This is a genomic window from Rhodospira trueperi (genome assembly GCF_900101965.1).
GTDB classification, from domain to species: Bacteria; Pseudomonadota; Alphaproteobacteria; order Rhodospirillales; family Rhodospirillaceae; genus Rhodospira; species Rhodospira trueperi.
In genome coordinates this window covers 545,373-558,708 of sequence record NZ_FNAP01000001.1, presented here as the reverse complement: position 1 = coordinate 558,708, position 13,336 = coordinate 545,373, and the positions used below count along the sequence as shown (strand labels likewise).

At 66.2% G+C, this 13,336-nt stretch carries 9 protein-coding genes; 3 read left to right on the top strand and 6 right to left on the bottom strand.

The features are described 5' to 3' along the window. The first annotated feature begins 21 nt into the window (after positions 1 to 21). The 3 genes from soxC (at position 22) to acmB (ending at position 3,630) form a co-directional block, all read left to right on the top strand. Positions 22 to 1,356, top strand: coding sequence for a sulfite dehydrogenase (gene soxC / locus BLS85_RS02560; RefSeq protein ID WP_092781577.1), 1,335 nt, complete (start codon positions 22 to 24; stop codon positions 1,354 to 1,356). Further along, positions 1,340 to 2,029 (top strand): c-type cytochrome, encoded by a 690-nt coding sequence (locus tag BLS85_RS02555; protein WP_092781574.1) that lies wholly within the window; start codon positions 1,340 to 1,342, stop codon positions 2,027 to 2,029. The genes soxC and BLS85_RS02555 overlap by 17 nt, the downstream gene beginning before the upstream one ends. A 398-nt stretch (positions 2,030 to 2,427) precedes the next feature. Continuing rightward, a complete protein-coding gene (acmB, locus tag BLS85_RS02550) occupies positions 2,428 to 3,630 on the top strand; it encodes a methyl acetate hydrolase AcmB (protein WP_092781571.1) in 1,203 nt (400 codons plus the stop codon). A 61-nt stretch (positions 3,631 to 3,691) separates the two neighbouring features. Here acmB and lpdA read toward each other — a convergent pair whose 3' ends face one another. From lpdA to mdh, 6 genes are all read right to left on the bottom strand, one after another. Continuing rightward, a complete protein-coding gene (lpdA, locus tag BLS85_RS02545; protein WP_092781568.1) occupies positions 3,692 to 5,104 on the bottom strand; it encodes a dihydrolipoyl dehydrogenase in 1,413 nt (470 codons plus the stop codon). A gap of 165 nt (positions 5,105 to 5,269) precedes the next feature. After that, the gene (gene odhB, locus BLS85_RS02540; RefSeq protein WP_092781565.1) at positions 5,270 to 6,571 is read right to left on the bottom strand and encodes a 2-oxoglutarate dehydrogenase complex dihydrolipoyllysine-residue succinyltransferase; all 1,302 of its coding nucleotides are present in this window, start codon (positions 6,569 to 6,571) and stop codon (positions 5,270 to 5,272) included. Positions 6,572 to 6,705: 134 nt separating this feature from the next. Continuing rightward, positions 6,706 to 9,657 (bottom strand): 2-oxoglutarate dehydrogenase E1 component, encoded by a 2,952-nt coding sequence (locus BLS85_RS02535; protein WP_092782148.1) that lies wholly within the window; start codon positions 9,655 to 9,657, stop codon positions 6,706 to 6,708. A gap of 299 nt (positions 9,658 to 9,956) precedes the next feature. Beyond that, positions 9,957 to 10,832, bottom strand: coding sequence for a succinate--CoA ligase subunit alpha (gene sucD, locus BLS85_RS02530; protein WP_092781562.1), 876 nt, complete (start codon positions 10,830 to 10,832; stop codon positions 9,957 to 9,959). After that, complete coding sequence (gene sucC, locus BLS85_RS02525) at positions 10,832 to 12,031, bottom strand: ADP-forming succinate--CoA ligase subunit beta (protein WP_092781559.1); 1,200 nt, start codon at positions 12,029 to 12,031, stop codon at positions 10,832 to 10,834. The genes sucD and sucC overlap by 1 nt, the downstream gene beginning before the upstream one ends. 57 nt (positions 12,032 to 12,088) lie before the next feature. After that, positions 12,089 to 13,045 carry a malate dehydrogenase gene (gene mdh / locus BLS85_RS02520; protein ID WP_092781556.1) on the bottom strand — a complete coding sequence of 319 codons (957 nt, stop codon included), beginning with the start codon at positions 13,043 to 13,045 and terminating at the stop codon, positions 12,089 to 12,091. Between the last annotated feature and the right edge of the window lie 291 nt (positions 13,046 to 13,336).

Sequence of the window (13,336 nt, the reverse complement as noted above, 5' to 3'; positions counted from 1 at the left end):
AACATTCTGGGGAGGACACGGATGGATCGGACCAACGGAGCGCCGACGAACGGCGCCCGCAAGGCCGGCGTTGCGCGGCCGTCATCGCCCGGTCGGCGGGCTTTTCTGAGGACGGGGGCCGGCGTGGCCGGTGCGGCGGCGGCCGGCGCGGTGCTCGGCAAGAGCGGCCCGGCGGCGGCCGCGGCGGAGGCGGATCCCGCGCACCTGCCGCCCAACGTGCCCTGGTGGACCCAATACCTGGGCGACGGCGTCGCGGCGCGGCCCTACGGCCTGCCGTCCCCGCACGAAGCCCACGTCGTCCGGCGCAATGTGGAGTGGCTGACGGCCACCACCGAATCGTCGGTGAACTTCACCCCGATTCAGGACCTGCACGGGTTCGTCACGCCCAACGGCGTGTGCTTCGAGCGTCATCACGGCGGCACGACGGAGGTCAATCCGGTCGATTACCGCTTGATGATCAACGGCCTTGTGGACACGCCGAAGATCTTCTCCATGGAGGACATCTTCCGCTTCCCGGTGGAAAGCCGGTTCTACTTTCTGGAATGTGCCGCCAATACCGGTATGGAGTGGCGCGGCGCCCAGCTCAACGGCGTGCAGTTCACCCACGGCATGATCCATTGCGTGCAGTACACCGGCGTGCCGCTGCGGGTGATCCTCGATCAGGTCGGCGTCAAGCCGAACGGCACGTGGCTGTTGGCAGAGGGGGGAGATTCCTCCGGCATGCACCGCTCGGTGCCGCTGGAAAAGGCGCTGGACGACGCCATGCTGGCCTTCGCCATGAACGGCGAGATGCTGCGGCCCGAGAACGGCTATCCGCTACGCCTCGTGTTGCCGGGCTGGGAAGGCAACATGTGGGTCAAGTGGATCCGCCGCATCGAGGTCGGCGATCAGCCCTGGCACACCCGCGAGGAAACGTCGAAGTACACCGACCTGCTGGCGAACGGCAAGGCACGCTTCTTCACCTGGGAGATGGACGCCAAGTCGGTCATCACCGGTCCCTGTCCGGAAAAGCCGGTGCTGCACAAGGGCGTGAACCAGATCAAGGGGCTGGCGTGGTCCGGTCGCGGTCGCATCAAGGAGGTCCACGTCAGCACCGACGGCGGGCGCAACTGGATGCAGGCCCGTCTGCCCGACCCCGTGCTGCCGAAGTGTCTGACCTGCTTCAACGCCGAGTTCGAGTGGAACGGCGAGGAGGTGCTGCTGCAAAGCCGCGCGGTCGACGAGACCGGCTATGTGCAGCCGACCATGCAGGCGCTGCAGGAGGTGCGCGGCGTCAACTCCATCTATCACAACAACTCGATCCAGACGTGGCTGGTGAACAAGACCGGGGAGGTGGAAAATGTCCGTCTTGGCTAAAACCCTCACCCGGGGCGTGGCGGCCGGTGCCCTTGCGCTGGGCCTGGGCATCTCGACCGCCGCCATCGCCGACGATCTCGAACCGGGCAAGCAGTACGACCTGGGCCGCGCCGCCACGGCCGAGGAAATCGCCGGCTGGGACATCGACGTCATGCCGGATGGAACCGGCGCGCCGGTCGGACAGGGCACGCCGATCGAGGGCGAGGATATCTACCTGACGCAGTGCGCCTCCTGCCACGGCGAGTTCGGCGAAGGCATGGACCGCTATCCCGTGCTGTTCGGGGGCGAGGACACGCTGGCCAGCCACAATCCGGTGAAAACCCCCGGCAGCTACTGGCCCTACGCCTCGACGCTGTTTGACTACATCCACCGCGCCATGCCGTTCGGGCAGGCGCAGACGCTGACCAACGATCAGGTCTACGCCCTGACGGCGTTCCTGCTCTACATCAACTTCGTCCTCGACGACGACGCGTTCGTGCTGAGCAACGAAAACATCGGCGAGATCGAGATGCCCAACCGCGACGGCTTCATTCCGGACGACCGCCCGGACGCCCAGCCCGAAACGGTGTGCATGAGCGATTGCGACGTCGGCACCGAGGTCATCGGCCGTGCCGCCATCATCGACGTCACCCCGGACGGGGACGGCCAACCGGAGGGGATCAGCCTGGAGTAGGGCGCTGGCGCCGGGCGGGAGACGATCTTCCGCCCGGCCGGGACGGTCGCGTGAAACATGCTGGGCGGGCGATACGGTTTCCGAATAATCCGTTGCCCCCGGTGCCGGGGCATTGGGGCCGGTCGGCAGAGAGCGATCGAATTCCCTCCCCTGGATAGGGCTGGGAAGGGGGTGATGCGGAAAACAGCCTCCTTCGTATTCCGCGCCTTCCCGCTCCTTTGGGCCCTCTCCTGTGGGAGAAGTCGAATGGCCCGAAGGGCCGGAGGGACCTCGAGCGGCCACCCGACCGAACGGATTCTGTCGACGACGGGGCGGCGTCAATCGGAAAAACGATGAGCAGGGCGCGAAAATGCCCACGAACACAGCCGGACATCCACGAAAGAGGGAGACCAAGCCCGATGACCGATCTGACCTCCGCGCTTGATGCCATTCTCACCCGCGCAACCAGCGGTCCAGGCCACGAGAGCGTTCCGGGCGTCGTCGCCATGGTGACGGACCGCACGGAGACGATATACAAAGGGGCGAGCGGTGTGCGGTCGCTCGCCGACGCCGTGCCAATGACTCCAGACACCGTGTTCGCCCTGTTTTCGACCACCAAGGCCATCGCCGGGACGGCGGTGTTGCAGTGCGTCGAGGAGGGCCTTCTCGACCTCGATGCGCCGGCGCGGACGTACGTCCCGGAAATCGCCGCCTTGCAGGTGCTTGAGGGCTTCGATGCGACAGGCGCGCCCATCTTGCGTGCGCCGCGCACGGACATCACCACCCGCATGCTCATGCTGCACACGGCCGGATTCGGTTACGACTTTTTCAACGAGTCGTATGCGCGGCTGGCCACGGAACACGGCCAGCCAAGCGTGATCACAGGCACCAAGGCCGCCCTGATGACACCGCTTCTGTTTGATCCAGGCACGCGATGGGAATACGGCACCAACATCGACTGGGCCGGTCAGGTTGTCGAACGGCTGCGTGGTGAGAGTCTTGGTTCGGTTCTCCGGAAGCGGGTGTTCGAACCGCTGGGCATGAGCGACATCGCCTTCACCCGCGACGCCGCCATGAAAGCACGGACCGCGACCATGCACGCGCGCGGTTCCGACGGACAGCTCACGCCGCAACCGAACTTCGCGCTGCCCGACACGCCGGAAGTGGAAATGGCCGGCCATGGCCTTTATGCCTCGGTCGAAGCGTACATGGCGTTCATGCGCATGTGGCTCAACGACGGCGAAGGCCCTCACGGCCGGATCCTGGCTCCGGAAACGGTCGCCTGGGCCGCCCGCAATGGGCTGGAACCGCACCAGAAGGTCGTGATGCTGCCGGGCGTGATTCCGAGCCTGTCCAACGACGCCGAGTTCTTCCCGGGTCAGAAGAAATCGTGGGCCTATACCTTCATGGTCAACGAGGAAGAGGCCCCGACCGGTCGTCCGCCGGGTTCCCTGGGCTGGGCAGGGTTGGCCAACCTGTTCTACTGGATCGACCGGACCAATGGGATCGCCGGCTACTGGGCCACGCAGATCCTGCCGTTCGCCGATCGTGCGTCCTTTTCGTCGTATCTGGAATTTGAAACGGCGACCAACATCGGCATGGGGGTGAAGGTCGCCGCCTGATCCGTGTTCGGGCTCTGACCGGTTCCAAACGGCAGCCCGCAGGAGTCTTCTCCGCTCCTTCCTACATATGCAGCGGCCGGCCGTGCACGGCGAGCGCCGCTTCCTTGATGGACTCGCCCAACTGCGGGTGGGCATGGCTGGAGCGGAAGAGGTCCTCGGCGGACGCCCCGAACTCCATGCCGACGACGACTTCCTGGATCAGGTCGCCGGCCGACGGGCCGATGATGTGGCAGCCCAGCACCCGGTCGGTGCGCGCGTCGGCCAGGATCTTGACGAAGCCGTCGGTGTCGTTCTGGGCGCGGGCGCGGCCGTTGGCGGTGAACGGGAAGCTGCCGACTTTGTAGTCGGTGCCGGCGGCCTTGAGCTGTTCCTCCGTCTTGCCGACGGCGGCGATCTCCGGCCACGTATAGACCACGGACGGGATGGCGTCGTAGTTCACGTGGCCTGCCTGTCCGGCCAGAATTTCGGCGACCGCGACGCCTTCTTCCTCGGCCTTGTGGGCCAGCATCATGCCGCCGATCACGTCGCCGATGGCATAGATGCCCTTGGCGGTGGTCTCGTAGCGCTCGTTGACTTTGATGAAGCCGCGCTCGGTGCGCTCGATGCCGTTCTTGTCCAGGCCCAGGCCCAGGCTGTGCGGGACGCGACCGATGGCCACCAGCACGGCGTCCGACACCACGTTTTCCGACTCGCCCCCGCCGGCGGGCTCGACCGTCAGGGTGACGCCCTTGGTGGTCTTCTTGGCCGCCGTAACCTTGCTGGACAGGCGGAACTCCAGGCCCTGCTTCTTGAGGATGCGCTGGGTCTGCCTGCGCACCTCGCCGTCCATGTGCGGCAGGATGTGGTCCAGGTATTCGACCACCGTGACCTTGGCGCCCAGGCGGCTCCACACCGAGCCCAGTTCCAGCCCGATGACACCCGCGCCGATGACGGTCAGGTGCTTGGGCACCTTGGACAGCGAAAGGGCCCCCGTGGAATCGACGATCATGCGTCCGTCAACGCTCACGTCCGGCAGCGGCGCCGTCTCCGAGCCGGTGGCCAGCACGATGGAATCGGTGATCAGGGTCATGTCGCCGCCGTCGTGCAGCGCGACGCCGACCTCGCCCGGGTGATCGATGCGGCCCATGCCGCTGATCCAGTCGATGCGGTGCTTCTTGAACAGATAGGCGATCCCCTCGGTGTTGGCCTTCACCACCGCGTCCTTGCGGGCCATCATGGCGGGCAGGTCGGGACGCACGGCGCCGCTGATCTTGATGCCGTGATCGGCGGCCTCGTGCTTGGCCTGGGCGAACAGGTGCGTGGAGTGCAGCAGCGCCTTGGACGGGATGCAGCCCACGTTCAGGCAGGTGCCGCCCAGGGACTTGCGCATGTCCACGCAGGCTACCTTCATGCCCAGTTGCGCGGCGCGGATGGCGCACACGTACCCCCCCGGGCCGCCACCGATCACCACCAGATCATACGGGTTGTCGCTCATCGGATTGGTCCTTCCCTTTTTCGTCTTCCCCTTGGGCCGCCGTCCCTGTTGCGGGCCTGCGGCGGCCAATGTCATCCGCCCGTTTCCGTCTGTCCCCCGTGGCGGATGGTGAAAAGCAAACGGGGCGTCCGCCGGTCGGACGCCCCGCCCCGGGGCCGTTTTGCGTTACATGTCCAGAAGGATGCGTTGCGGATCCTCCAGGCATTCCTTCATCCGCACCAGACTGCTGACGGCCTCCTTGCCGTCGATGATGCGGTGATCGTAGCTGAGCGCTAGGTACATCATCGGTCGCGCCTGGATGGAGCCGTCGGGCATGACCATGGGCCGCTGCTGCGTCTTGTGCATGCCCAGGATGGCCGACTGCGGCGGGTTGAGGATGGGCGTGGACATCAGCGAGCCATACACGCCGCCGTTGGAGATGGTGAAGGTGCCCCCGGTCATCTCCTCCATCTTCAGGCTGCCGTCGCGCGCCTTCTTGCCGAAGGCGGTGATGTCGGCCTCGATTTGCGCGAAGCTCTTGGCGTCGCAGTCGCGCACCACCGGGACCACCAGCCCGTTGGGGCCGCCCACGGCGACGCCGATGTCATAGTAGTTCTTGTAGACGATGTCGGTGCCGTCGATCTCGGCGTTGACTGCGGGGAACTCGCGCAGGGCCACCACGGCGGCCTTGATGAAGAACGACATGAAGCCCAGGCGCACGCCATGCTTTTTCTCGAACGCGTCCTTGTGCTGGGCGCGGACATCCAGAATAGCCGTCATGTCCACCTCGTTGAAGGTGGTCAGCATGGCGGCGGTATTCTGAGCCTCCTTCAGGCGTTCGGCGACGCGCCGGCGCAGGCGGCTCATGGGAACCCGTTCCTCGCGCGGATCGTCGGCGCGCGCCTTGGCGGCGGCGGGCGAGGCCGGCGCGGCGGGTCCCTGGGACGTCGGTTTGGCCTGCTCCAGGAAGGTCAGGACGTCCTCCTTGGTCAGGCGACCGTCCTTGCCGGTGGCGGGAATCTTCGCCGGGTCGAGGCTGCGTTCCTCCACCAGCTTTCGCACGGCGGGCGACAGCGGATGATCGAGGTTGGCGGCCTTGCCCTCGGCGGCGGCCGGCTGGGGTTTGGCCTCGGGCTTGTCCTCGGCCGGCGCGTCCGGTTTCGCCGCGGGCTCGGGCTTTGCCGCTGGTTCCTTCTTCTCCTCAGGCGTCTCCTCGGGCTTGGCGGCCGGCTTGGACTCCGTCCCCGACGCGCCTTCATCGATACGACCCAGAAGGGCGCCGACGGCGACCTCGGCGCCTTCGTCGGCGACAATCTCGGCCAGCGCCCCTGCGGCCGGGGCGTTGACCTCGACGGTGACCTTGTCGGTTTCCAGTTCGACAAGCGGTTCATCGGCGGCGACCGCGTCGCCCGCCGATTTCAGCCAGCGGGCGACGGTGGCCTCGCTGACGGATTCACCCAGGGCGGGCACGGTGATGTCGGTGGCCATCGGTGATCCTTTCATCCTTCTTGGCGTTCGGTGGGCGGGATGGTCCCGAAGCGATGGGCGAGGGATATCCAACCGGGGGTGGGGATCGCAATGCGACTCCGGTCAAGGCCCGGGGCGGCCCCCCGGAGATCGGCTCATCTCACGGCGGCGAGACCGGTGGCACGCCGGAACGGCTGCGGCAGGGCATCCAGCGGCCATGTCAGGGCCTGTTCCACCAGGGTTTCCTGTTCGTGTTTGTGCACGCTGGCGACGCCGGCAGCGGTGGAGGCCGATGCCTTGCGGCCGACGAAATGGGCCTGGCGAGCCTTGTGGTGCGCCTCCTCCAGCGCGAAGCGCAGGCGGCGGTCCACGAACATCCAGGCCCCCATGTTGGCAGGCTCCTCCTGGCACCAGATGACCTCGGCGTTGGGATAGCGTGTCAACTGCGCCTGCACGCTGTCCTTCGGCCACGGGTAGAGCTGTTCGACCCGGACAAGGGCCACGTCCTTGAGGCCCTCGTCCTCGCGCGCCTGGAGCAGATCATAATACACCTTGCCGCTGCACAGCACGATGCGGCGGACCTCCTCGTCGCCGACCAAGGCGTCGGTGTCCGGCAGCACGCGATAGAACCGCCCGTGGTCACTTAATTCGGCCAGCGTGCTGACGCACCGTTTGTGACGCAGCAGAGACTTGGGCGACATCACGACCAGCGGTTTGCGGAAGTTGCGTCGAAGTTGCCGGCGCAGGGCGTGGAAGTAGTTGGCCGGCGTGGTCAAGTTGCAGACCTGCATGTTGTCCTCGGCGCACAACTGGAGATACCGCTCCAGCCGGGCCGAGGAGTGCTCCGGCCCCTGGCCCTCGTAACCATGGGGCAACAGCATCACCAGCCCCGACATGCGCAGCCACTTGTATTCGGCGGCACAAATGAACTGGTCGATGATGACCTGGGCGCCGTTGGCGAAGTCGCCGAACTGCGCCTCCCAGAGCACAAGCGCCATGGGATCCTGAGAGGAATAGCCGTATTCGAAGCCGAGCACGGCGTACTCCGACAGGGGGCTGTCGAGCACCTCGAATGTCGCCTGTCCCTCGCGGATGTGGTTCAGCGGCCGGTACCGCTGCTCGGTGGTCTGATCGATCAGCACCGCATGCCGCTGGGAAAATGTGCCCCGCCCGCTGTCCTGGCCCGACAGGCGCACCGGGTGCCCCTCCAGCAGCAGGGTGCCGAAGGCCAGTGCCTCCGCCGTGGCCCAATCGAGGCCCTCGCCGGTTTCCAGCATTTTCGCCTTGGCCTTGAGCTGCCGGGCGATCTTGGCGTTGAGGTCGAAGTCTGGCGGCGGTGTTGAGAGGGCCGTCAGGACCTCGCCCAGTACGGTAGGCTTGGCGGCCGTGGAGTACTGGCGGAATTCCTCTTCGCCCAGGGCGGCCTCCAGCCCCTCCCAGATGCCGTGCAGCCAGTCTGCGCGGTTCGGGCGGTAGGACTCGCCAGCCTTGAACGCCGCTTCCAGCCGATTGACATAGGCGGCGGTCATGTCGTCGATGTCTTTCTTGGACAGCAACCCGGCCTCGACGACCCGATCGGCATACAGGGCGCGGGTCGTCGGGTGATCGGCGATGCGGCGGTACATGCGCGGCTGCGTAAAGGCCGGCTCATCGGTTTCATTGTGGCCGTGACGGCGATAGCAGACCACGTCCAGCACCACGTCGGTGTTGAACTGCTGGCGGAATTCGATGGCCACGCGGGCGGCGTGGACCACGGCCTCCGGATCGTCGCCGTTCACGTGCAGGATCGGCGCCTGGATGGTCTTGGCGATGTCGGTGCAGTACTGGCCGGAGCGGCTGTACTTGGGGTTGGTGGTGAAGCCGATCTGGTTGTTGATCACGATGTGGATGGTTCCGCCCGTGCGGTATCCGATCAGGTGCGCCAGCGCGAAGCCCTCGGCGACGATGCCCTGGCCGGCCATGGCCGCGTCGCCATGCAGCAGCACCCCGAGCACGCGGTCGCGCCGGTGGTCGCCGATCTGGGTCTGCTTGGCCCGCACCTTGCCGAGAACCACGGGGTTGACGGCCTCCAGGTGCGACGGGTTGGCGTTGAGGGTGACGTGAATGGTGCGGCCGTCGAACTGGCGGTCGGCCGATGTGCCCAGGTGGTACTTGACGTCGCCCGATCCCTGAACGCTTTCCGGGTTGGCGGAATTGCCCTGGAACTCGCTGAAGATCGCTTCCAGCGGCTTGTGCATGACATTGGACAGAATGTTGAGCCGGCCCCGGTGGGCCATGCCGATGACCACATGCTCGAGGTCGAGTTGGCTGCCGCGCTTCAGGATCTGCTCGATGGCGGGAACAATGCTCTCGGCGCCTTCCAGCCCGAAGCGCTTGGTGCCGACGTACTTGCGGTGCAGGAACTGCTCAAAGACCTCGGCCTCGATGATGCGTTCCATGATGGCGCGGCGGCCGATGTCGGTGAAGGCGGTGCGGTTCAGTTCGCTTTCCACCCGGCGTTGGATCCAGGCCTTCTGGTCCGGGTACTGGATGTGCATGAACTCGACGCCGATGTGCCCGCAGTACGTTTCGCGCACCACCTCGACGATCTTGCGCAGCGTCGCGGTTTCCAGCCCCAGCACATTGTCGATGAAGATCTCGCGGTCGAGGTCGGCATCCGTGAACCCATAGCTACGGTAGTCCAGCTCCGGGTGCGGTTCCGGCTCGGTCAGCCCGAGCGGGTCCATGTTCGCTTCCAGATGCCCGCGCACCCGGTAGGCGCGGATCATCATCAGCGCGCGGATGGAATCGAGGATGTGGGCGCGCGCCTGTTCGTCGGTCAGGCCGCCGGTCGCAGGAGCGTCCTTGCCCTTGCCCTTCGCGGGTGCTGGCGGCGCCTCTGGATCGGGTGTGCCGATCACCGCCCGGCCGTTGCGGTTCCACGACGGGCCACGCAGTTCGGCGCGGATGTCGTCGGCGCCGTCGCGCAACTCGTCGAAGAAGCCGCGCCAGCCCGGATCAACGCTGTCCGGCGCCTCCAAGTAGCGTTCGTAAAGCTCGGCGATATAGGTGGCGTTGGCGCCGGTGAGGAAGGAGGCGGCGAGGCGGGAGTCGAGAAAGGAGTCCATCGTGGCGCGGTCGAACACGGCCTTTCGGGCCGCATTCCCTCCTAATTCAGGCCCCGATCCGATCATGGCGGGGCGACGGCGCGACGATCCGAATCATACGGTCCCGGCAAACCGGGACGGTGTCTGGGGTCCAGCCCCCGGCAACCGAACCGCCGCTGGACGGCGGTCCGGGCACCGGAGCGCCCGGACCGTCCATTGCAGGATCAATAATCTAAGCACCCCGACCGCTCCATTCCACCACCTTCTCGCAACCGAACCGCAAAGAAAAAGCGGAAAGGGCGCGGTGCGGGGCCGGCCAATCAGCCCTTCATGGCCTTCAGCATGGTCTCGCCAAGGGCGGCCGGGCTGTCGGCCACCAGGATGCCGGCGGCGCGCATGGCCTCGATCTTGGCGTCCGCCGTGCCCTTGCCGCCGCTGATGATGGCGCCAGCGTGGCCCATGCGCTTGCCCGGGGGGGCGGTGCGCCCGGCGATGAAGCCGACCATCGGCTTCTTGACCTTGGACTTGGCGATGAACTCGGCGGCCTCTTCCTCGGCCGAGCCGCCGATTTCGCCGATCATGATCATGCCCTCGGTCTCGTCGTCGCCCAGGAACATCTCCAGGCAGTCGATGAAGTTGGTGCCGTTGACGGGGTCACCGCCGATGCCGATGCAGGTGGTCTGTCCCAGGCCGGTGGCCGTGGTCTGTGCCACCGCCTCATAGGTCAGCGTGCCGGAGCGGGAGACCACGCCGATCTTGCCGCGCTTGTGGATGTGACCCGGCATGATGCCGATCTTGCACTCGTCCGGGGTGATGACGCCGGGGCAGTTGGGGCCGACCAGCCGCGTCTTCGAGTTCACCAGGGCGCGCTTGACCTTGACCATGTCCAGCACCGGAATGCCCTCGGTGATGCACACCACGAGGTCAAGTTCGGCGTCCACGGCTTCCAGAATCGCGTCGGCGGCGAACGGTGGCGGCACGTAAATCACGGAGGCGTTGCAGTCCGTCTTCTCCTTGGCCTCGGCCACGGTATCGAACACCGGCAGGTCGAGGTGCTTGGAACCACCCTTACCCGGCGTGACGCCCCCAACCATCTTGGTGCCGTAGGCGACGGCCTGTTCCGAGTGGAACGTGCCCTGGCTACCCGTGAAGCCCTGGCAGATGACCTTGGTGTCCTTGCTGACGAGAACCGCCATTACTGCGCCTCCTTCACGGCCTTGACCACCTTGTCGGCGGCGTCTGCGAGGTTGTCGGCGGCAATGATCGGCAGGCCCGACTCCGCCATGATCTTCTTGCCCAGGTCCACGTTGGTGCCTTCCAAGCGCACCACCAGGGGCACGTTGAGGCTGACCTCCTTGGCGGCCGCGATGACGCCCTCGGCGATCACGTCACAGCGCATGATGCCGCCGAAGATGTTGATCAGGATGCCTTCGACATTCGGATCGGACAGGATGATCTTGAAGGCCGTGGTGACGCGCTCCTTGGTGGCACCGCCGCCGACATCCAGGAAGTTGGCCGGCTCGGCACCGTACAGCTTGATGATATCCATGGTGGCCATGGCCAGCCCGGCGCCGTTGACCATGCAGCCGATGGCCCCGTCGAGCTTGATGTAGTTGAGGTCGTGCTTGGTGGCCTCCAGCTCGGCCGGGTCTTCCTCGTCCTCGTCGCGCAGTTCGGAAATCTCCGGGTGGCGATAGAGGGCGTTGGAATCGAAGTTCATCTTGGCGTCGAGCGGCAGAACCTCGCCGGCGCCCGTAACCACCAACGGGTTGATCTCCAGCATTGAGGCGTCCGTTTCGAGGAACGCCTTGTAAAGCGCCATCAACAGCTTGGTGGCGCTTTTGATCTGCGCGCCTTCCAGGCCCAGGCCGAAGGCGACCTTGCGGCAGTGGAACGGCATGATGCCGGTGGCCGGGTCGATGTCTTGCAGGATGATCTTCTCGGGGGTCTTGGCGGCGACCTCCTCGATCTCCACGCCGCCCTCGGTCGAGGCCATGATGGTCACCCGGCTGGTGGCACGGTCCACCAGCATGGAGAGGTAAAGCTCGCGCTTGATGTCGCAGCCGGCCTCGATATAGACGCGCTTGACCTGCTTGCCCTCGGGGCCGGACTGGTGCGTGACCAGGGTGTGACCCAGCATCTGCCCGGCGTTCTCGCGCACCTCGTCCACCGACTTGACGACGCGCACACCGCCCTTATCGCCGGCCTCGGTCTCCTTGAACTTGCCCTTGCCGCGCCCGCCGGCGTGGATCTGGCTCTTGACCACGAAGACCGGCCCGTCGAGCCCGCGCGCGACCTGTTCGGCCTCCTCGGGCGTGTAGGCGACGCCGCCCTTCAGTACCGGCACACCGTATTTGGCCAGCACCTGCTTGGCCTGATACTCATGGATGTTCATGAATGGCTACCCCGTTGTGACGGACCCCGCGCGCCGATCCGGCGCGGTTTCCAATCCTTATTTCGGCATCAGTTCCTTGGAGGCGGCGACGAGGCCGCGCACGGACTCGACCGAGTGGTCGAACATCGCCCGTTCGTCGGCGTTCATCTCGATCTCGACGACCTTTTCGACACCGCCGGCCCCCAGGACCACCGGGACGCCCACATACAGGTCGTCCACGCCGAAGGCGCCGCCGCACCAGGCGGCGCAGGGCAGCACGCGCTTCTTGTCCTTCAGGTAGGCTTCGGCCATCTGCACCGCCGCCGCCGCCGGGGCGTAGAACGCCGAGCCGGTCTTCAACAGGCCGACGATTTCGGCGCCGCCGTTACGGGTGCGGGTGACAATCTCGTCCAGGCGCTCCTGGGTGGTCCAGCCCATCTTGATCAGATCGGGCAGCGGAATGCCGGCCACCGTGGAGTAGCGCACCAGCGGCACCATGGTGTCGCCGTGGCCACCGAGCACGAAGGCGGTGACGTCCTCGACCGAGACGTTGAACTCCTCGGCCAGGAAACAGCGGAAGCGGGCGCTGTCCAGCACGCCGGCCATGCCGACCACCTTGTTGTGCGGCAGGCCCGACAGTTCGCGCAGCACCCAGACCATGGCGTCCAGCGGGTTGGTGATGCAGATGACGAAGGCGTCGGGGCAGTTGGTCTTGATGCCCTCGCCAACGGCCGCCATCACCTTGGCGTTGGTGCCGATCAGGTCGTCGCGGGACATGCCGGGCTTGCGCGGCACCCCGGCGGTGACGATGACCACGTCCGCGCCGGCGATGGCGCTGTAGTCGTTGGCGCCCGCGTAGGTCGCGTCGCAACCCTCAATGGGAGCGGACTGGGCGATGTCCAGGCCCTTGCCCTGCGGCACGCCCTCGGCGATATCGAACAGCACCACATCGCCCAGTTCCTTCAGGCCGATGAGATGCGCCAGCGTGCCACCGATGTTGCCGGCGCCAACGAGAGCGATCTTTTTGCGAGCCATGACCGTCCTTTCGTCCGAAATCCGTGAGAAAACCCCAAGTGCCGCCGTGCGGCGAGCCGGTCGGGGCGAGCGCGCGCCTTGGGTGCGGCGCGGCAATTGACGTTTTGGTAACCCGATTCCGACTTGGGGGCAAGGCCCGACCCCCGTATTCGACCGCGAGTCGGGGCTTCGTCGGGCGGTCACGCCATGACACGTCCATGACAAATGTCAACACCCTTGAGTAAAGGCAGCTTTTCCGAGTCCGGGGCACGGATAAGGCGCCGTGGTCCCCTTGGGGACCTTCAGAAAGGG

Coding starts and splice junctions, on each gene's coding strand:
- soxC (WP_092781577.1), top strand. CDS start 22: ATGGATCGGACCAACGGAGCGCCGACGAACGGCGCCCGCAAGGCCGGC.
- BLS85_RS02555 (WP_092781574.1), top strand. CDS start 1,340: ATGTCCGTCTTGGCTAAAACCCTCACCCGGGGCGTGGCGGCCGGTGCC.
- acmB (WP_092781571.1), top strand. CDS start 2,428: ATGACCGATCTGACCTCCGCGCTTGATGCCATTCTCACCCGCGCAACC.
- lpdA (WP_092781568.1), bottom strand. CDS start 5,104: ATGAGCGACAACCCGTATGATCTGGTGGTGATCGGTGGCGGCCCGGGG.
- odhB (WP_092781565.1), bottom strand. CDS start 6,571: ATGGCCACCGACATCACCGTGCCCGCCCTGGGTGAATCCGTCAGCGAG.
- BLS85_RS02535 (WP_092782148.1), bottom strand. CDS start 9,657: ATGGACTCCTTTCTCGACTCCCGCCTCGCCGCCTCCTTCCTCACCGGC.
- sucD (WP_092781562.1), bottom strand. CDS start 10,832: ATGGCGGTTCTCGTCAGCAAGGACACCAAGGTCATCTGCCAGGGCTTC.
- sucC (WP_092781559.1), bottom strand. CDS start 12,031: ATGAACATCCATGAGTATCAGGCCAAGCAGGTGCTGGCCAAATACGGT.
- mdh (WP_092781556.1), bottom strand. CDS start 13,045: ATGGCTCGCAAAAAGATCGCTCTCGTTGGCGCCGGCAACATCGGTGGC.